Here is a 19,925-nt window from a genome sequence, read left to right on the forward strand (position 1 = left end):
ACTATAGTAAATGGTTTGCTTTATAAATACCTTGCCTCATAATAGTAAGGTTCATGAGGTAGGGATAGTATGAAAACAAGCGACAGAATTTTACACACCATTAAGCGCCATGGAGCCGTTACTGCTAAGCAGCTCGCACAAGAGTTTGGCATGACCACCATGGGTGCAAGGCAGCATCTCCAAAGCCTAGAAGATGATGGTATTCTGGCGTTTCATGACGTTAAGGTAAAAGTTGGTCGCCCAACGCGTCACTGGTCTCTAACCCAACAAGGACACAGTCAATTCTCTGATCGTCATGGCGAGTTGACCATTCAAGTTATCGATGCCGTTGAGAATCTGTTTGGAAAAGAAGGCCTAGCCAAAGTCGCTGCAGAGCGTGAGCAATCGACCCTAAAGCAGTATCAACAAGCCTTAGTCAATTGTGATGACCTTCTTAGCAAACTCCAAACCCTCACTCAATTGCGTGAAGATGAAGGCTACATGGCCGAGCTGCACGACGAAGGCGATCACTATGTCTTGATCGAGAACCACTGCCCTATCTGTAAAGCCGCAACACGCTGTCCTAGCTTGTGCCAATCAGAGCTAAATGTGTTTACCGAACTGCTTAAAAATGACTGTAATATCAGTCGTTCCGAACACATTATTGCGGGTGAACGTCGCTGTACATACACTGTGATTCCGTTTTAGCGCTATCGACTATTGCTGTCTCAAATTTGAGAAGAACACAAACTGAACAAAAAATAACCAGATTTCTTTCTTAAGCTTAAAGTATCTCACTCACGATGCATCACTAAGGAAAGAAAGATGGGACATCCTCAACCCGATCTCAAACTGCCCCCTTTCGATGAATTGGTTGAACTTGCTCAGCGAGATCCGAATGCGTTCAACCAACTCAAGCAAGATATGTGCGAACAGATGATTTGTTCTGCCTCTCACATCATGCAGGACAGGCTGCGCGCTCAACAGAGCCATATCGACTTAGTGGTCAGTCGCTGTAAAAACCCTCATCAAACCAACGTTGTCTTAATGCGAGAGTTGCGCTGTCAGGTGTGTAAATTTCAGGAAGCGCTTCAGGGCAACGATTCTAACCCTGAGCCACCACAAGCTACCATCATTGCATTTAAACCAAGAAACACCGACTAACCCTTAGGGAACCTGATACAAAAAAGGAGGCGATATGCCTCCTTTTTCTTTCCTAACACTTTTTAACTTAATGCATCTCTGCAAGCTACTGCGGTTCGTCACCGTAATCATTACGACCCTCAGTGCCTTTCAAAAAGCCACACTCAACCAAAATCCACAGGCCACATACCAAAGCAGCGACCGTCGCCACCATATGAATTGGCGAAACAGTTTCAGCGGTTGGTGTCGCCATTGGTGATGCCAAACGTCCTAAAACTAAAGGCACATTCAACAGCAGCCACATATTTGATTTATTGCGGTCATGCCAGCGTTTTGCCGTAACTGCCAGATCAGGAACCACCAGCATCAGCAAGAATATTGGCAATAAGATGTATGAATATGCTGGGAACAACACAGAGATACCGGAGGCAAAGCCAGTAATCGCAACGTAGTAAAATACGTTCCAAATCCAGTAGGTTTTACGGCTGATTCTTCCTTGGAAGGAAAACAGTAACTCTTTCATCGACATCTTAAATACACTCTAATTTGGGATGCGGCCAAAAAGGGCTGCAAAAATTTAATTAATCACTTTTTGAAAACTGTTGATGTCCATATCGCGGATGTTCACTGTCAGGCTTCTTACATGGCTGGCTTGCTCTTGCAGCACCACCATTAATGCTCGTGACAGTTCTCTTTTCTGCTCATCAGTGCGGCCAGAAAGTAACTCAAAGCTGATATGAATAAAGTCCACACTGTCGTCTTCTTCCCCTACCAGCCAGTGATGGCAGCGCAGCGCACGAGATTTGACAGAAGGTGCATCAAACAATCCACAGTGTAATGCAACTTGATGGAGATCTTCTAGCAAACCTTGTACATTCACTCGCTCATCCACCGAGTTTGAGTACTCAAGAACTAAATTTGGCATGGTTACTTCCTATTCTTCACGCAATCGTTTGACCTTTAATAACAAGTTACCGTGAAAAATCCGAGGAGTTCACTATTATTCTGTCTGTTGGATCACTGATATCTGTCTATTATCTACTCTGACCAATCGATAAGATCCCATAAAGACATGACCACAATCATGATCTAACGCGTTTTATCTGTTATATTCTTACGAAGATTTTTTACATTAATTGATTAAATACGGAGATATTCCTATGCGTCGTCCTGTAGTGATGGGTAACTGGAAACTTAACGGTAGCAAAGCAATGGTAACTGAGCTGCTAACTGGTCTTAACGCTGAACTTGAAGGCGTTGAAGGTGTAGACGTAGCAGTAGCTCCACCAGCACTTTACATCGATCTAGCTGAGCGTCTTATCGCAGAAGGCGGTAACAAAATCATCCTAGGTGCACAGAACACTGACCTAAACAACAGCGGTGCTTTCACTGGCGACATGTCTCCAGAAATGCTGAAAGACTTCGGTGCTTCTCACATCATCATCGGTCACTCTGAGCGTCGTGAGTACCACAACGAATCAGACGAGTTCGTTGCTAAGAAATTCAAATTCCTACAAGAGAACGGCCTGAAGCCAGTTTTCTGTATCGGTGAATCTGAAGCACAAAACGAAGCGGGCGAAACTGAAGCAGTATGTGCACGTCAAATCAACGCAGTTATCGACGCTTACGGTGTTGAAGCTCTAAACGGCGCAATCATCGCTTACGAACCAATCTGGGCTATCGGTACTGGTAAAGCAGCAACAGCTGAAGATGCACAACGCATCCACGCTTCTATCCGTGCAATGATCGCAGAAAAAGACGCAGCAGTAGCTGAGCAAGTAATCATCCAGTACGGTGGTTCTGTTAAGCCAGAAAACGCTGAAGCTTACTTCGCACAACCAGACATCGATGGTGCTCTAGTTGGCGGCGCAGCGCTTAACGCAGCTGGTTTCGCAGCTATCGCTAAAGCAGCAGCTAAAGCAAAAGCTTAATTTAAACTTCACCGTTTAAATTGAAGAAAGGTCAACTTAGGTTGGCCTTTTTTATTGCCTGTTACCCCAGCCTCACCTGCTGATCTTTAGGCATAAAAAAACCGCTGACAATGCAGCGGCTCTTTACATTTTTAGACCAAGACCGGCTTAGAATAGCTCTTCAGCAACCTTGAATAGGTCTGAACGATCTGGGTTTTTCATGTTTTCGATACAGTCGATGATATCGTGGTGAACAAGCTGTTCTTTCTCGATACCAACACAACGACCACCGTGACCTTCTTGAAGTAGGTGAACTGCGTAGTTACCCATGCGAGAAGCCAGTACGCGGTCAAATGCTGTAGGGCGACCACCACGTTGGATGTGACCAAGAACCGTTGCACGAGTTTCACGACCTGTTGCCGCTTCGATCTCTTTCGCTAGCTCATTTGCATCCATCATTAGCTCAGTAAGCGCGATGATTGCGTGCTTCTTACCCTTCGCGATTCCATCTTGGATGTTTTGGATAAGTTGCTCTTTGTCTAAGCCAGTTTCAGGTGTGATGATGTATTCACAACCGCCAGCAATCGCAGACATTAGGGTTAGATCACCACAGTGACGGCCCATGATCTCTACGATAGAGATACGTTGGTGTGAAGATGATGTATCACGTAGACGGTCGATGTTGTCGATAACAGTGTTCAGTGCCGTTAGGTAACCGATTGTGTAGTCAGTGCCTGCAATATCGTTATCGATTGTGCCTGGTAGACCGATACATGGGTAGCCCATTTCAGTCAGCTTCTTCGCGCCCATGTAAGAACCGTCACCACCCACAACAACAAGTGCTTCGATGCCGTGTTTTTTCAGGTTTTCGATACCTTTTTGGCGAACTTCAACTTCTTTAAACTCAGGGAAACGTGCAGAGCCTAAGAAAGTACCACCGCGGTTGATCACGTCAGATACGCTAGAACGATCCAGTTTCTTGATACGGTCTTCAACCAGACCAAGGTAACCATCGTAAATGCCGTAAACTTCGATACCAGCAGACAGTGCTGTACGAACAACACCACGTACTGCCGCGTTCATACCAGGTGCGTCACCGCCACTTGTTAAAACACCGATTTTCTTAATCATGCTCACCCTCAATATTTGGGAATTTATTATCAATTCTTGCTCTTGCTGATTGTATATCAACAAGATTTTAAATCTATATTTGTGCGCTATGTTACATTTCCCCAACAGGAATACCACTTAAATCGCACAAAATTATGTAACTTTTCTACTTCTGTAGGAGTATTACAGTTTTACTCAATAACTTTGTTGATTCACATCAGAATCAACATTAATTGTTATTGGCTGGTTTTTATATCACCAAAGTATTAGCAAGTTTTACTCAATGTAGCCCAAAAATACCCCACTTACCATTTAGGTTGAATGGGGAGTCTCTCTACCAAGATTGAAACTTTTGCTGCTTCTCAGGGCCAAATACCACCGAATAGGGATCTTGGTGAATCAGTACATCAGCATCCGGGAAAACCGACAACAACTTGGCCTCAACTTCATCAGAAATGCGATGCGCTTCAATAAGTGGCATCTCATCTTGTAACTCCAAATGCAGTTGAATAAAACGAATTGGCCCCGAGCGACGCGTTCTTAACTGATGCACTCCCAATACCCCTTCAATACTGAGCGCCGCGCTTTTGATCTGTTTAAGTTCTTCATCTGGCAGTTTTCTATCGAGCAATGATTGAATCGCTTCCATCGCCATCTGATAGGCGCTGTAAAGAATGTAGCCACCAATTGCGATCGCAAAAATAGGATCCGCATGTTCAAAGCCAAACCAACTCAAAGCCAGTGCCAGCATGATCGCGGCATTCATATATAGATCGGACTGATAGTGGAGAGAGTCTGCGGCTATCGCTTGGCTGCCCGTTTTCTTAACCACATGTTGCTGGAAACGGACCAAACCAAAGGTGACGAAGATGGCAAACAAGCTGACATAGATACCTAGCTCTGGTGAGTTTAATTCTTGAGGTCTAAAGAAACGGTCAACGCCGTTTAGAATAAGGAAACAGGCCGATCCGGAAATAAACATTGCCTGTGCCAAAGCCGCTAAGGATTCTGCCTTTCCGTGGCCAAAAGTATGTTCTCTGTCAGCAGGTTGCAACGAGTACCGCACCACCAACAGGTTGACTAACGAGGCGGCAATATCGAGTAGGGAGTCGACTACCGAGGCCAATAAACTGACTGAACCTGTCACCCACCAAACGGCGACTTTTACGACCAATAAGAGTGTCGCAACGATAGTGGCTGCCCAGGCCGCGAGTGTCACAAGACGAGCGTATTCTGCTTTCATATTCTGACTATTGTTTGATCTATTGCACAAAGTATAACCTGACAACAACCGATTGAATATGACAGTCAGCCACTTAAATTTTTGTAATTGCGATCAAAAAAAGCGACACACGGTCGCTTTTTTAGTCTTGCTCATGTTGCTAGCGTGTGGTGTCACGCCCAATCATTAGCTGTCTTTATTTGCTCGTTTTTCCATTTTCTCTACACACTTAGCCATGCGCTCTTGTTGCAGCTCAGTCAGCTTAGTCTTCTGTTCAGGAGTCAAAACGCTCATCATTTCGTGCTGCTTCTTCAGCATAGCAACGCGACGTTCTGTCTGTTTCTCTACCATTTTGCTCGCCAGTTCATTCGCTGCTGCTTCATCGAAGGTATCCGCCAGAACCAATGCTTGAACTTGCTCACGGTGCGCCTTCATCTCGGCCATTTTTTCAGCTTTGTTCGCAGAGCGCTTCTCTTTCATCGCAGCTCGGTCTGCTTCACGCATCTCTTTAAGCTGATCTTTTTGTGCGTCTGTTAGGTCAAGCTGGCGCATCATTTTCTTATCAAAGCCACCGCATTTGCCGTGCATACCTTTGTGGTCACCTTTGTCACCGCCACCATACGCATACGCACTTGCTGTACCAAACACTAGTGGAAGAGCTGCAGCTGCTAGTACAAGTTTCTTAGTCATTTTCATAATCTTTGCCTCAAATTGGTATAATCATTTGTGTGTCTGCGTCTGTTGGTCAGCGCTTGAGTATAGAATAGAAGCTCACACGTAAAGCAACGTGTAGAAAGCGTAAAGAATCGTAAAGAGTGCAAATTGACGAATAGTTAGCAGTTATTATTTAGGTGTAAACAACACAACAAGGTTCTCCCTATGGCAAATATCCTCCTTATTGATGACGACACGGAACTGACCAGCCTTTTAAAAGACATCTTGAGCTTTGAAGGCTTTACCGTAACCGAAGCCAATGATGGTTACGCAGGCCTCGACGCGATCAATAGCGACATTGACCTTATCTTACTGGATGTGATGATGCCCAAGCTCAATGGGATGGAAACCCTTAAGAAGCTGCGTGAGTCATGGGAAACCCCAGTATTAATGCTTACGGCGAAAGGAGAAGAGATTGATCGCGTGATTGGGCTTGAGCTCGGTGCCGATGACTACTTACCAAAGCCGTTCAGTGACCGTGAACTGCTCGCTCGCATTCGCGCCATCTTGCGACGCACTCAATCGAGCAACAATAACGAGAAGGCAACCACCAGCGACTGCGTTCACTACCAAGACTTAGCCGTGTATCCGGGCAAGCAAGAGGCTTACTGCAATGAGCAATTGCTGGATCTCACCACCACCGAGTTCGCCCTATTGAGCCACCTAATTCAAAACCCAGGACAAGTGATCACTAAAGAGTCACTCAGCTTAGATGTACTTGGAAAAAGACTCGCGGCCTTTGATCGTGCCATTGATATGCACATCTCTAACCTAAGAAAGAAAGTACCAGAACGCCCTGACGGCAAAGCACGCATTAAGACTCTGCGTGGCCGTGGCTACCTATTTGTTGAGGAGGATTAATGCGCTTGCCTAAAATCACCAGCTTATATGGACGTATCTTTGCTATTTTTTGGTTCACCATGTTACTGGTGCTTTTATCAGTGCTATCTCTGCCACACCTAGATCCGCGTGTTGCACGAGATGTTCCTGCAGAACACTACGACAAACTCACTCGCATCGCTAAAGCCACAGAGAAACGCTTTGCGGGCGAAGACAACCTTGGCAAGATTGTCTTTCAACTTGAGGGGCCACCTCGCAGTCGCAAAGATTCTCGCCCACGCATTTACCTAACGGATTTGGACGGGAGCGTCTTGACGACTAAGCGTCACTCTAACTACAAGGTCAAAGCGATCCGCAACTTTGTGACGACCATTGATAACCCAGAGGTACCAAAGCAGAAGCTGTATGGGCATTACATGGTGGCAGGCCCGGTTCCTGTTGTGCTCGCCAATGAAGACCTGATGATGTACGTCAGTGTTAAATGGAATCAACCGCCACCTTTCCTACTAAGGTTGTTTGATAAACCACTGCAACTGCTTCTTGCCGTCATGCTGGCGAGTACTCCACTACTATTGTGGCTTGCTTGGGCACTCAGCCAACCCGCAAGAAGATTAGAGCGCGCAGCACAACGTGTCGCAAAAGGACAATTTGAGGTCGACCCAACCTTGGAAAAAGGCACCTCAGAGTTTCGTCAGGCAGGTGAAAGCTTCAACCAAATGGTCGAGGCGGTCAATCAGATGATTTCAGGGCAACAGCGACTGCTTTCAGACATCTCACATGAACTGCGCTCCCCTTTAACACGCCTAAGAATGGCTAACGCGCTTGCTATCCGCAAGCAGGGAGAAAGCCAAGAGCTGGAGCGAATTGACACCGAAGCGCAGCGACTGGAGCAGATGATCAGTGAGCTGCTGACTTTGTCGCGCATGCAGGTCGATAGCCATATCACGCGAGAGATCCAGCCACTTTCGAGCCTATGGGAAGAGATCCTAAAAGACGCAGAGTTCGAAGCAGAACAGATGAGTAAAAGCCTCACCTTCTCTGAGATTCCAGAACGCTCGATATCTGGCAACCCTAAGTTATTGATGAGCGCACTCGACAACATCATTCGCAATGCCATCTACTACGGTAAAGACAAGGTCGATGTACAGATGAGCGTGAAGCAAGACCAACTCACGATTCAGGTCAATGATAATGGCGATGGCGTCCCTGAAGCGGAGCTTGAGTCGATATTCCGACCATTCTATCGAGTGTCAACCGCGCGCGACCGCCATTCGGGAGGCACAGGGCTTGGGCTAACCATCACCGAGAGTGCGATTCGTCAGCACAGCGGCACCATTACCGCGAGTCGCAGTTCACTGGGCGGATTGCAGGTGGAAATTACCCTACCTATCATCCCTTTGTAATAACCTTACAAAGATCTAGTTGATAATGAGATCCATTATCATTATGGTAAATCCTCTAATTAAGGAGGATTTACCATGTCACACACCTTTCCAGAATTGCCTTATGCTTACGACGCTTTAGAGCCTTACATTGACGCAAAAACAATGGAGGTTCACTACAGTAAGCACCACAGAACCTATTACGATAAGTTCATGGCAGCGATCTCAGGTACCGATTTAGAGACGCAGCCTCTAACAGAAATTTTTGCCAACATCTCTAAGCATTCACCGGCAGTACGCAACAACGGTGGTGGCTACTACAACCACATTCTTTACTGGAACTGCATGTCTAAAGACGGTGGCGGTGAGCCAAGCGGTGATCTAGCTAAAGAAATTCTGGCGACGTTTGGCGACTTAGAAAGCTTTAAAGATCAGTTTGCTCAAGCCGCTATCAACACCTTTGGCTCCGGCTTCGCTTGGCTTGTCGTTAAAGATGGCGCACTGAAAATCGTCTCTACCTCCAACCAAGATAACCCTTGGATGGATGCGGTGGACAGCCAAGGTGAACCTATCCTAGCGCTTGATGTTTGGGAACACGCTTACTACATCAGCTACCAGAACCGTCGTCCAGATTACATCAATGCATGGTGGAATGTGGTCAATTGGAATGCCGTTGCCGAAAACTACGCGCAGGCACTCGCTAACAACGCTTAATCCTTCGGTGGCAACTGTACTCACCCAGCTTGCCACCGTATACTCAAGCTACTTTTTATCTATCTAGTGAACCAGTATGTTTGATATCGCGCTTTACGAACCTGAAATTGCACCTAACACGGGTAACATCATTCGCCTTTGTGCCAACTGTGGTGCCAACCTACACCTGATTGAGCCACTTGGTTTTGATTTAGAAGAGAAAAAAGTACGCCGCGCAGGGTTGGACTACCATGACCTAGCTCGTGTAAAACGTCACAAGAACCTTGAAGCGTTTCTAGAATATTTAGAGAACGAGCGCGAGGGTGAGTTTCGCATTTTTGCCTGCACCACCAAAACCACAGGCCATCACGTGGACGCGAAATTCCAACAAGGTGATGTACTGATGTTTGGTCCAGAAACTCGCGGCCTACCAGCCGAGTTAATTGAAAGCATGCCAATGGAGCAGCGCATCCGCATACCAATGATGCCCGATGCACGCAGTCTAAACCTATCGAATGCCGTTGCGATCATCGCGTTTGAGGCGTGGCGACAAATGGGTTTTGAAGGCGCTGTTTAGTTAGAAATCGAATATAGACAATAAAAAAGGCTCTCTCCTTTTGTTCTAATAAAGGAGAGAGCCTTTTTGATGGTGAGATAGAAATTAGTTCAAACGGTTACGATCGTTGTTATCGTCGTCTTTCTTCTCAAACTCACCCTCGAAGGTGTTTCCGCCTTTCGATTGGTCAAATGGGTCTTGCTTAAACGAACCTGAGTTGAATGGGTCATCTCCAAATGGGCTCTGACCAAAACCAGCATGACCACCTGCATGGAAGCCACCTGATACATTCTTCACCACCATTTTTTCCATCAGCTTTTTCGCGATAGCGGCGCGCGGCGCAGGCAACAATACCAACATACCCAAAGCATCAGTCATAAAACCTGGGGTTAATAGCAATACACCCGCTACAGCAAGCATAACGCCCTCAAGGATTTGTTGCGCTGGCATTTCGCCTTGCTGCAGACGACCTTGCACCGACATTAATGTCTGGATGCCTTGGCTACGTACTAGAGATGCACCAACAAATGCCGTCACTAACACCAAAGCGATTGTTGGCCACAATCCTAAGAAGCCACCAACTTGAATAAATAAGCCAATCTCAATGATAGGCACAAAGATAAATAGTAATAATAAGATAGGAAACACAAGCCCTCCTTTGTTGTGTTCAGTGTACGTTGAAAGCTGTATCAATCACAAATTTATCCTGTAAATAAGCGTGTCCCATCTTCAAAAAATAGTTTGCAAAAGATTGACGAAACAAAAGCAAAAAAGGTGATCAACTTACTATTTTTATGCGCTAGGTACAGTATTATGTGCCACATAAGTCAGGACGGATTTATCAGCCCAAAATTCTAGTGAACGGAGTTTCGCGTAACGAATAGGCTAATAACTAACTATATTATCAGAATAATTCTCTAAGGATCCTGTTATGGCTACTCAATCTAAAGCTCCTGTTGAAGCTCCTCAAGCCACTCGTCTCGAAGAAGATCTATTAGGTCAACGTCATGTTCCGGCTGATGCTTACTACGGCATCCACACTCTACGCGCTATCGAAAACTTTAACATCTCAAGTGTAACTATCTCAGACGTACCTGAGTTTGTGCGCGGCATGGTGATGACGAAGAAAGCTGCTGCTTTAGCAAACAAGGAGTTAGGTGTAATTCCAAGTGAAGTAGCGAAGCACATCATCGCAGCATGTGACCTTATCCTAGATACGGGTAAGTGCATGGACCAATTCCCTTCTGACGTGTTCCAAGGCGGTGCTGGTACTTCTGTAAACATGAACGCAAACGAAGTGGTTGCGAACGTGGCTCTTGAACTTATGGGCAAAGAGAAAGGCCAATACGAGTTCATCAACCCGAATGACCACGTAAACAAGAGTCAATCAACTAACTGTGCATACCCAACAGGCTTCCGTATCTCGGTTTACAACAGCGTACGTAAGCTTATCGATGCTATCGAATACCTAAAAGGTGCATTCGAGCTTAAGAGCCAAGAGTTCAACACGGTTCTTAAAATGGGTCGTACTCAACTGCAAGACGCGGTGCCGATGACTGTAGGCCAAGAGTTCCACGCTTGGGCAGTGACGATCAACGAAGAGATCAAAAATCTAGAGTACACATCAAAGCTGCTTCTAGAAGTAAACCTAGGTGCAACTGCGATCGGTACTGGCCTAAACGCAGCACAAGGTTACCAAGAGCTAGCGGTTAAACACCTTGCTGAAGTAACTGGCCTAGAAGTTTCTCCAGCAGAAGACCTAATCGAAGCAACGTCAGACTGTGGTGCATACGTAATGACCCACGGCGCACTGAAGCGTCTAGCGGTTAAACTATCTAAGATCTGTAACGACCTACGCCTGCTTTCTTCTGGTCCACGCGCGGGTCTAAACGAGCTGAACCTTCCTGAGCTTCAAGCAGGTTCTTCAATCATGCCAGCTAAAGTAAACCCTGTAGTGCCTGAAGTAGTAAACCAAGTGTGCTTCAAAGTACTCGGTAACGACAACACGGTTTCTTTCGCAGCAGAAGGTGGTCAGCTTCAACTGAACGTAATGGAACCCGTCATTGCACAAAGCATGTTTGAGTCTCTAGACATTCTAACTAATGCTTGTGTGAACCTACGTGACAAGTGTGTTGATGGCATTACCGTGAACAAAGAAGTGTGTGAAGCGCACGTGTTTAACTCTATCGGTATCGTAACTTACCTAAATCCATACATTGGCCACCACGAGGGTGACATCGTTGGTAAGATTTGTGCAGAAACCGGTAAGAGCGTTCGCGATGTGGTTCTAGAACGCGGTCTTCTCACTGAAGAAGAACTTGATGACATTTTCTCAGTTGAAAACTTGATGCGTCCTCAGTATAAAGGCAAACGTTACGAGTAAGTTTGAATGTAGGGCTCCCAACGGAGCCCTTTTTTAGTCTCGAAAACGATTAACCATATATTTGAAGTGGTTTTAGAGCGAGACAAATTCTTACAGTGGCTTCTAGCCAAGGTTCTATTATTTGAACACTCATTGGCGAGTTTTCAGATAATAAAATCTAAAAATGAGGTGTTACTATGATTGCAGTAGAACTGTTCGTTGTCCTACTCTTTATCTTTTTAGGGGCCAGAATTGGCGGTATTGGTATCGGCTTTGCCGGTGGTGCAGGTGTTATCGCACTGTCGCTGATCCTTGGCGTTCCAACCAGTCAATCTTTTATCCCAATTGACGTTATTCTGATCATCATGTCAGTTATCACTGCTATTGCAGCTATGCAGGTCGCAGGTGGTATGGACTGGTTAGTTCAGATTGCAGAAAACTTTTTACGCAAACATCCTGAGCGCATTACTTTCTATGCACCGATCGTGACGTTCTTGATGACACTAATGGCCGGTACAGGTCACACCGCATTCTCGACTCTACCTGTGATTGCAGAAGTAGCGAAAGGCCAAGGTGTTCGTCCATCTCGTCCATTATCTATTGCAGTTGTCGCGTCTCAGATTGCGATCACCGCTTCACCAATCTCAGCGGCGGTTGTTGCTTTTGCTGCGATGCTAGCGCCATTTGGTGTTGATTACCTAACACTACTAATGGTGTGCATCCCAACTACCTTCATCGCTTGTATGGTTGGTGCAGTTGTTGCGAACTACATGGGCAGTGAGCTTAAAGACGATCCTGTATACCAAGAGCGTCTAGAAAAAGGCCTAATCAAGCTGGCAACAGAAGAGAAACGCGAGATCCTACCTACAGCGAAGAAAGCAACTTACATCTTCCTAGCGGCTATCGGCTTCGTGGTTTGCTACGCAGCGGCAATCTCTAGCTCTGTGGGTCTAATCGAAAACCCTGCACTAGGCCGTAACGAAGCGATCATGTCTGTGATGCTAGCAGCAGCGGCTGCAATTGTACTGTTCACTAAAATCGATGCTGCGAAGATCTCTTCAGCACCAACATTCCGTTCAGGTATGACAGCATGTGTGTGTGTACTTGGTGTGGCTTGGTTAGGTTCAACGTTTGTAAACGCGCACGTTGCAGAGATCAAAGACGTAGCAGGTGCTCTTCTGTCTGATTACCCTTGGATGCTGGCACTAGTTCTCTTCTTTGCTTCTATGCTGCTTTACTCTCAAGGCGCAACCACTGTTGCTCTTATGCCTGCAGCACTGGCAATTGGCGTAGCGCCTCTAACTGCGGTAGCGTCATTTGCAGCAGTTAGTGCTCTGTTCGTTCTTCCAACTTACCCAACTCTGCTTGCAGCGGTTGAGATGGATGACACAGGCTCAACTCGTATCGGCAACCTTGTGTTCAACCACCCATTCTTTATTCCGGGTGTGGTAACTATCGCAACAGCGGTTGCGCTTGGTTTTGGCTTCGGTGGCTTGTTCATCTAATCAGAATCAATCAGTTAACTTTAAAAGGAAGCTTCGGCTTCCTTTTTTGTTTCACAACAACCATGAAGACTCTCTTGGTATAACCAAAACATTTTTATAATAAAAGCGGCAATTTGAAACTTATTAGTCAGCAATAAGGTCTGATTAAGTTAATATCGCTGTTAACTTAATCAAGATGACTTCACTTATGCGCGCATTTCTCATCACGCTGTGTGTTGGACTGCTTAGCTTGTCCCATTCAGCCTATGCTCTCTTTGGTAATAATGACCAAGGACTTGAACTCAACTCAGCCAATAGCTTTGTTCCTGTTGATCAAGCATTCCCTTTTAACTACTACCAGCAAGACGGCAAGGTCCTTATAGACTGGCAAGTAAAAGAGGGTTACTACCTCTATCAGCACAGTCTTGATTTTACGGGTAAAAACCTCGCGATCGGCTCAGTCGAAATTGAAAACGGACAACCATATCAAGACGAGTTTTTTGGTGAGGTAAGCATTTACACTCAACCACTGTTTGTACAAGTTCCACTACAAAGCTACCAAGATGGTTCTCAGCTTATCGTTAAGTATCAGGGCTGTGCCAAGGCTGGGTTCTGTTACCCACCCGAAATTCGTGTCATTGATATCGAGCCATTTACGCCATCAGCAGACGTAGCCAATGCTTCAAATACAACGGCCAATAACGAAACATCAGAGCAGGCAACTTCAACACCTCTCGCGGAAGAACGCAGCGCGGCTCCAGTTTCAAAAGAAGCAGGACTTGCTGAACAGCTCAGCGACAGTTGGTGGACTCCACTACTATTCTTAGCTCTCGGTGTTGGCCTTGCCTTCACACCATGTGTTCTACCGATGTATCCGATTCTGACGGGCATTGTGCTGGGTGGCGGAAAGCTAAGCCAAGGCCGTGCACTGATGCTGTCGTTCATCTATGTACAGGGGATGGCGCTGACCTACACCCTACTTGGCCTTGTTGTGGCATCGGCTGGCATGCAATTCCAAGCCGCAATGCAGCACCCTTATGTACTGATGGGCCTAAGTGTCCTATTTGTGGCGCTGGCACTGTCGATGTTTGGAGTCTACAACCTACAGCTTCCAAGCAGTGTTCAGACTTGGCTCAATAACCAGAGCAATAAGCAGCAAGGCGGTAACACTCTAGGTGTGTTTGCAATGGGTGCGATCTCTGGCTTGGTGTGCTCACCATGTACCACCGCTCCGCTCTCTGGTGCTCTACTTTATGTGGCACAAAGTGGTGATCTGTTTACTGGTGGTATTGCCCTGTATGCATTAGCAATGGGTATGGGTATTCCACTGATGCTAGTTGCTGTATTCGGCAATAAACTGCTACCAAAAGCGGGCAGCTGGATGGACAAGGTCAAAATCGTGTTTGGCTTTATTTTACTGGCAGCCCCTATCTTCCTATTAGAGCGCATCATCCCTGAGTTTTGGGCAACGGTATTGTGGTCAGCATTGGGCTTTGTTGCCTTTGGTTGGCTGTATCACAGCAAAAACTCTCTGCCATTTGGCGGTTGGAAACAGAGCGCGGTCGGTATTATTGCCATGCTTGGTTTATTCGCATCAGCACAACCGGCTCTGAATTATTGGTTTGCAGAGAAGAGTGTTGAACAGGTTGCTCAAATTGAGTTTGCTCGTATCAATACCGTTGAGGAGCTTGAGATCCAGCTTATCGAGGCGAAGAAGCTAGGCAAGCCGGTGATGCTCGACTTCTATGCTGATTGGTGTGTGGCCTGTAAAGAGTTTGAGAAGTACACCTTCCATCAAGCCGATGTTGAAAACAAGCTTTCTGGTTTTGTTCTACTGCAAGCCGATGTGACGAAAAACTTGCCTCAAGACATTGAACTGCTTAAACAAATGCAGGTGCTAGGTTTGCCAACTATTGAGTTCTGGGACGGTAAGGGTAACCATGTTCCAAATGCTCGTGTAACGGGTTTTATGAACGCCGAAACCTTCTTACAACACATGCAAAACCACCAGCTATAACTACGCGGAGTGGATAAAATACGAGCCACGTTTTATTTCTCAAATGAGAGCTGAAACGTGGCTTTTACATTTTTATAAAACCTTTCTATACCCGCCTCTCAGCAAAAGTGGATATGCTTCAGACTTTTAGTGCATAAATATTGTCCGCATAGTCAATCGGGTCAATAATAAATGTTAACTAAATTGTTAAAAGTATGAACGTCATGGACTCGACCTATACCATCATCATTGCTGATGACCACCCTCTGTTTCGTAACGCCTTGTTTCAGTCAGTGCATATGGCGATCAGTGGCGCGAACCTTCTAGAAGCGGATTCTTTAGATGCTTTGCTGGCACTACTCAAGAAAGAAGACGAGCCAGATCTGCTGCTACTCGACCTCAAAATGCCAGGTGCCAATGGCATGTCGGGACTTATTCAACTGAGAGCTGAATACCCAGACCTACCTATCGTGGTTATCTCTGCCAGCGAAGATGCTAGCGTTGTAACTCAGGTGAAGAGTCACGGTGCATTTGGCTTTATCCCTAAATCGAGTGATATGCGCGAACTCGTTAGCGCTCTCAACCAGGTCTTAAATGGTGACCCCTTCTTCCCTGAAGGCTTAATCACCAACAATGCTGCATGCAGTGACTTGGCGGAAAAAATTGCGACCCTAACACCACAGCAATACAAGGTTTTAGGGATGTTGTCTGATGGTCTGCTTAACAAACAAATCGCCTATGAACTCAATGTTTCTGAAGCAACCATCAAAGCCCATATGACTGCTATCTTCCGTAAACTGGACGTGAAAAACCGTACTCAAGCGGTGATCTTGTTGCAGCAAATGGAGACCGAAAGTTAACCTTTTTCGCAACATCTCACACAGTGATGACTTAAAAGGAATAATAGCCGCTATAATTTAAGCACTGCGAAATTAGCGGCTTCATCCCTCTGTCATTAACTCTGGGAGATTATCCTTGCTTACTAGTATCATCATTACTCAATTTGTCGTTCTTTGGGCGGTCATCGACCCAATTGGCTCCGTTCCTGTTTATCTATCACAAACACAGCATCTAACACCTAAACAGCGCCGCGCCGTTGCCCTTAAAGCGATCGCCATCGCCACTGGTGTACTGCTCTTTTTCCTTATCGCAGGCCAATTGCTTCTAGAAGCGATGCAGATCCCACTACCCGCCTTCCAAGCTGCTGGCGGACTCGTGCTGCTGCTGTTTGCGTTGACCATGATTTTTGGTGAAAGTAAGCCAGAACAAGAACAGAAGATCTCCGAAGAGGTGTGCAGTAAGCAACTTTCCGATCTTGCCGTTTACCCACTGGCGATCCCTTCTATTGCCTCACCTGGCGCTATGATGGCGATTGTAATGCTGACGGACAATAATCGTTACTCATTGATCGACCAGAGTATTACCGCTGGTGTTATGGTGTTAGTGCTGGTTATCACCTTATTGCTGCTATTGGGCGCCACGAAGATTCAGAAGGTGATTGGGAATGTCGGCGCTGCCATCATCAGCCGTGTCATGGGACTTATTCTTGCAGCGGTTGCAGTAAACAACCTCCTGATGGGTATCAAAGACTTCTACCTGTAAAATTTGATCGCCTTCAAACATGGTTTGCTCTCAGCTTCAACTTAGTTGAGAGCAATGCCACTCCATTCATTTCCCCAAGAACACCTTCAAACAACCTCTCTTTCATCAACACAAAAAAAATCCACTTCCTTTTGAGTTTTCTCTCATCAAAAAGAGCTATTTCGTTAGACCTTTGGCTAATTTAACAACATTGTAACATCACATTTTTGAGTTAACTTGCGTTCTAACCCCCATAAAACAACGACTTTATAAACTTTTCGCCCCGACTAAAGTTGCACAGATCCCTTGACTTATCCTTGCTACATTTCAAACCGTAACATTACGTTAACACAAACATTCTACGGAATCGGAATAAAGGAGAAGGCAATGGCGTTCGAATCAACAGAACATGCTCAAGCCTATTGGAAGGAAAACTTGGGAATTATGGGGACTCTGCTGGCCATCTGGTTTGCAGTGTCTTACGGCGCTGGCATCTTATTTGTCGATGCGCTTAACACCGTACAACTAGGCGGTTTCAAGCTAGGGTTTTGGTTCGCTCAACAAGGGTCGATCTACACCTTTGTCGCCTTAATCTTTATTTACGTAGTGCGTATGAATGCGCTCGACAAGAAATACAACGTACAGGAAGACTAGAGGTTTAGAACATGGATATTCAAACTTGGACGTTTATTCTCGTCGGTATCACTTTCGCACTGTATATCGGCATCGCAATCTGGGCTCGTGCAGGCTCAACCAGTGAGTTCTACGTTGCGGGCGGTGGTGTACACCCAGTAGCAAACGGCATGGCAACCGCCGCTGACTGGATGTCGGCAGCATCATTCATCTCAATGGCAGGTATTATCTCATTCGTTGGTTACGACGGTGCGGTATACCTAATGGGTTGGACAGGTGGTTATGTACTACTTGCACTCTGTTTGGCACCTTACCTACGTAAGTTCGGTCAGTTTACGGTTCCTGATTTCATCGGTGAGCGTTACTACTCGAAAACAGCTCGTATGGTAGCGGTATTCTGTGCGATCTTCGTATCGTTCACGTACGTTGCAGGCCAGATGCGTGGTGTGGGTGTTGTGTTCTCACGTTTCCTAGAGGTTGATATCAACCTAGGTATCATCATCGGTATGGGTATTGTGTTCTTCTACGCAGTACTTGGCGGCATGAAAGGCATCACTTATACGCAGGTAGCTCAATTCTGTGTCCTCATTTTCGCTTTCCTTGTGCCAGCTATCTTTACGTCAATCATGATGACAGGTAACCCTCTTCCACAAATCGGTATGGGTTCAACGATTTCAGGAACGGACGTTTACCTGCTCGATAAACTGGATGGGTTAACCGAAGAGCTCGGATTTACCGCCTATACCGAAGGTAATAAGAGCATGGTGGATGTATTCTTCATCTGTGCAGCTCTAATGGTGGGTACTGCGGGTCTACCACACGTAATCATCCGTTTCTTCACGGTACCAAAAGTACGTGATGCACGTATCTCAGCAGGCTGGGCACTACTGTTCATCTCACTACTTTACACAACAGCACCAGGTGTAGCAGCGTTTGCTCGTGTAAACATGATTGAGACAATCAACGGTCCAGACATGCAAGGTGTTCCAGCAGCAGAAGCTCCAAGCTGGTACAAAAACTGGGAAAGCACTGGTCTAGTAGGCTGGGAAGATAAGAATGGCGATGGCAAGATGTTCTACTCAGGCGATGAGCGCAACGAGATGAAGATCAACCGTGACATCATCGTACTGGCTTCTCCAGAGCTTGCGAAACTACCAAACTGGGTTGTAGCACTATTGGCAGCCGGTGGCCTTGCAGCCGCACTATCAACAGCAGCAGGTCTACTACTGGTAATCTCAACATCCATCTCGCATGACTTGTTGAAGAAAGGGTTTAGACCAAACATGAGCGACAAGCAGGAATTGTTAGCCGCTCGTCTGGCAGCAATGGTCGCGATTATTGGTGCAGGTTACTTGGGTATTAACCCACCAGGCTTCGTAGCACAGGTAGTAGCGTTTGCATTCGGCTTAGCCGCTGCATCCTTCTTCCCAGCGATTATCCTAGGTATCTTCTACAAGAAGATGAACAAGGAAGGTGCAATTGCAGGTATGTTGGCGGGTATCCTATTCACAGCGTCATACATCATCTACTTCAAGTTCATCAACCCAGCAGCAAGCACGCCAGACAACTGGTGGTTCGGTATCAGCCCAGAGGGCATCGGTACGCTAGGTATGTGTCTGAACTTCGTAGTATCTATCGCGGTGAACAAGGTTACAGCTGAAGTACCACAAGATGTACAAGAGATGGTAGAGAACATCCGTTACCCTAAAGGTGCAGGTGCAGCTCACGACCACTAAGCAACAACTCTCGCAAGAGACTAAAATAAACCAGTGCTTACATTGTAGGGATTAGGCACTGGTTCTCAGAAAGCCGATGCATCATGTATCGGCTTTTTCTTTTTATCCCGCCACTTATAAAAAGAAAGGGTTGTTTTTAATGTCTCATTTGATAATAATTATCATTAACATCCAATTAACGATGGTGAGAGATTAATGCAGCAACAGCAACTTATCTATTCCACTTTTTACAAAGCACAAGACCGTTTTCTCGCATGCGATGTGGTTGAGGGATATGAGCCATCAACAGTCCAAAGCTACATTGACTGCAGTCTAGAGCTTGCGCTTCAGTATGAAAAAGATGGTGAGCATGAAAACATTCTGCTGTGCGAACTGTTCCTCCGTCAGCTGTTCTTTCACCTAATAGAAGCCATCGAGTCACCACAACGCAGCCTGACCTTTCGTCGCGTTTGCCTTGATTTGATCCACACGCCTCTATTTTGTTTAAAGCGCCATTATTACCAACAGCCTAACGGTAAACACAAGTATTTACCGCTCCAACAAACCCTACAACAAGTCCAAGCCCCACTTGGCTAACAAGGATC

The 19,925-nt window shown here is 46.0% G+C and carries 21 protein-coding genes; 15 read left to right on the top strand and 6 right to left on the bottom strand.

Features of this window, described 5'->3' with window-relative positions:
* Window positions 1-69: 69 nt before the first annotated feature.
* Complete coding sequence (locus L1D60_RS15660; RefSeq protein WP_239841938.1) at window positions 70-687, top strand: metalloregulator ArsR/SmtB family transcription factor; 618 nt, start codon at window positions 70-72, stop codon at window positions 685-687.
* Window positions 688-804: 117 nt separating this feature from the next.
* Window positions 805-1,143 (top strand): DUF3135 domain-containing protein, encoded by a 339-nt coding sequence (locus L1D60_RS15665; RefSeq protein ID WP_152469397.1) that lies wholly within the window; start codon window positions 805-807, stop codon window positions 1,141-1,143.
* 85 nt (window positions 1,144-1,228) lie between these two features.
* On the opposite strand, the gene L1D60_RS15670 is transcribed toward L1D60_RS15665, so the two are convergent.
* Both L1D60_RS15670 and L1D60_RS15675 read right to left on the bottom strand, forming a co-directional pair.
* Window positions 1,229-1,651 (bottom strand): DUF805 domain-containing protein, encoded by a 423-nt coding sequence (locus tag L1D60_RS15670; protein ID WP_152469398.1) that lies wholly within the window; start codon window positions 1,649-1,651, stop codon window positions 1,229-1,231.
* 48 nt (window positions 1,652-1,699) lie between these two features.
* Window positions 1,700-2,047, bottom strand: a complete 348-nt coding sequence (locus L1D60_RS15675) for a 5-carboxymethyl-2-hydroxymuconate Delta-isomerase (RefSeq protein WP_239841939.1) — start codon at window positions 2,045-2,047, stop codon at window positions 1,700-1,702.
* A 235-nt stretch (window positions 2,048-2,282) separates the two neighbouring features.
* On the opposite strand from L1D60_RS15675, the gene tpiA reads away from it, so the two are divergent.
* Window positions 2,283-3,053, top strand: coding sequence for a triose-phosphate isomerase (gene tpiA, locus L1D60_RS15680; protein WP_032549963.1), 771 nt, complete (start codon window positions 2,283-2,285; stop codon window positions 3,051-3,053).
* A gap of 147 nt (window positions 3,054-3,200) precedes the next feature.
* On the opposite strand, the gene pfkA is transcribed toward tpiA, so the two are convergent.
* From pfkA to L1D60_RS15695, 3 genes are all read right to left on the bottom strand, one after another.
* The gene (pfkA, locus tag L1D60_RS15685; RefSeq protein ID WP_239841940.1) at window positions 3,201-4,163 is read right to left on the bottom strand and encodes a 6-phosphofructokinase; all 963 of its coding nucleotides are present in this window, start codon (window positions 4,161-4,163) and stop codon (window positions 3,201-3,203) included.
* A gap of 313 nt (window positions 4,164-4,476) precedes the next feature.
* Complete coding sequence (gene fieF / locus L1D60_RS15690; protein ID WP_239841941.1) at window positions 4,477-5,385, bottom strand: CDF family cation-efflux transporter FieF; 909 nt, start codon at window positions 5,383-5,385, stop codon at window positions 4,477-4,479.
* Between the two features lie 165 nt (window positions 5,386-5,550).
* Complete coding sequence (locus L1D60_RS15695) at window positions 5,551-6,060, bottom strand: CpxP family protein (protein ID WP_239841942.1); 510 nt, start codon at window positions 6,058-6,060, stop codon at window positions 5,551-5,553.
* Window positions 6,061-6,243: 183 nt separating this feature from the next.
* Between L1D60_RS15695 and L1D60_RS15700 the strand changes: the two genes are divergently transcribed.
* From L1D60_RS15700 to trmL, 4 genes are all read left to right on the top strand, one after another.
* On the top strand, window positions 6,244-6,939 hold the full coding sequence (locus tag L1D60_RS15700; protein WP_239841943.1) for a response regulator: 696 nt from the start codon (window positions 6,244-6,246) through the stop codon (window positions 6,937-6,939).
* Window positions 6,939-8,321, top strand: coding sequence for an envelope stress sensor histidine kinase CpxA (gene cpxA / locus L1D60_RS15705; RefSeq protein WP_239841944.1), 1,383 nt, complete (start codon window positions 6,939-6,941; stop codon window positions 8,319-8,321). The genes L1D60_RS15700 and cpxA overlap by 1 nt, the downstream gene beginning before the upstream one ends.
* A gap of 75 nt (window positions 8,322-8,396) precedes the next feature.
* Window positions 8,397-9,014: a superoxide dismutase gene (locus tag L1D60_RS15710; RefSeq protein WP_239841945.1), complete on the top strand. Its 618-nt coding sequence runs from the start codon at window positions 8,397-8,399 to the stop codon at window positions 9,012-9,014.
* A 76-nt stretch (window positions 9,015-9,090) separates the two neighbouring features.
* Window positions 9,091-9,570, top strand: a complete 480-nt coding sequence (gene trmL / locus L1D60_RS15715; protein ID WP_032549953.1) for a tRNA (uridine(34)/cytosine(34)/5-carboxymethylaminomethyluridine(34)-2'-O)-methyltransferase TrmL — start codon at window positions 9,091-9,093, stop codon at window positions 9,568-9,570.
* Window positions 9,571-9,654: 84 nt separating this feature from the next.
* Here trmL and L1D60_RS15720 read toward each other — a convergent pair whose 3' ends face one another.
* A complete protein-coding gene (locus L1D60_RS15720; RefSeq protein WP_239841946.1) occupies window positions 9,655-10,197 on the bottom strand; it encodes an FxsA family protein in 543 nt (180 codons plus the stop codon).
* A 283-nt stretch (window positions 10,198-10,480) separates the two neighbouring features.
* Between L1D60_RS15720 and aspA the strand changes: the two genes are divergently transcribed.
* The 8 genes from aspA (at window position 10,481) to L1D60_RS15760 (ending at window position 19,917) form a co-directional block, all read left to right on the top strand.
* Complete coding sequence (gene aspA, locus L1D60_RS15725) at window positions 10,481-11,932, top strand: aspartate ammonia-lyase (RefSeq protein ID WP_032549951.1); 1,452 nt, start codon at window positions 10,481-10,483, stop codon at window positions 11,930-11,932.
* A gap of 176 nt (window positions 11,933-12,108) precedes the next feature.
* Window positions 12,109-13,416 (top strand): anaerobic C4-dicarboxylate transporter, encoded by a 1,308-nt coding sequence (locus tag L1D60_RS15730; protein ID WP_150869398.1) that lies wholly within the window; start codon window positions 12,109-12,111, stop codon window positions 13,414-13,416.
* A 187-nt stretch (window positions 13,417-13,603) separates the two neighbouring features.
* A complete protein-coding gene (locus L1D60_RS15735; protein ID WP_239841947.1) occupies window positions 13,604-15,412 on the top strand; it encodes a protein-disulfide reductase DsbD in 1,809 nt (602 codons plus the stop codon).
* Window positions 15,413-15,615: 203 nt separating this feature from the next.
* Complete coding sequence (locus tag L1D60_RS15740; RefSeq protein WP_239841948.1) at window positions 15,616-16,251, top strand: response regulator transcription factor; 636 nt, start codon at window positions 15,616-15,618, stop codon at window positions 16,249-16,251.
* 115 nt (window positions 16,252-16,366) lie between these two features.
* Window positions 16,367-16,993: a MarC family protein gene (locus L1D60_RS15745; protein WP_239841949.1), complete on the top strand. Its 627-nt coding sequence runs from the start codon at window positions 16,367-16,369 to the stop codon at window positions 16,991-16,993.
* A 366-nt stretch (window positions 16,994-17,359) separates the two neighbouring features.
* Window positions 17,360-17,626: a DUF4212 domain-containing protein gene (locus L1D60_RS15750; RefSeq protein WP_239841950.1), complete on the top strand. Its 267-nt coding sequence runs from the start codon at window positions 17,360-17,362 to the stop codon at window positions 17,624-17,626.
* An 11-nt stretch (window positions 17,627-17,637) separates the two neighbouring features.
* The gene (locus tag L1D60_RS15755; RefSeq protein WP_150869400.1) at window positions 17,638-19,341 is read left to right on the top strand and encodes a sodium:solute symporter family protein; all 1,704 of its coding nucleotides are present in this window, start codon (window positions 17,638-17,640) and stop codon (window positions 19,339-19,341) included.
* A 195-nt stretch (window positions 19,342-19,536) separates the two neighbouring features.
* On the top strand, window positions 19,537-19,917 hold the full coding sequence (locus L1D60_RS15760; protein ID WP_239841951.1) for a hypothetical protein: 381 nt from the start codon (window positions 19,537-19,539) through the stop codon (window positions 19,915-19,917).
* The last annotated feature ends 8 nt before the right edge of the window (window positions 19,918-19,925 follow it).

The sequence above is a fragment of the Vibrio sp. Isolate30 genome (assembly GCF_022397975.1).
In the GTDB taxonomy this organism is placed as follows: Bacteria; Pseudomonadota; Gammaproteobacteria; order Enterobacterales; family Vibrionaceae; genus Vibrio; species Vibrio fortis.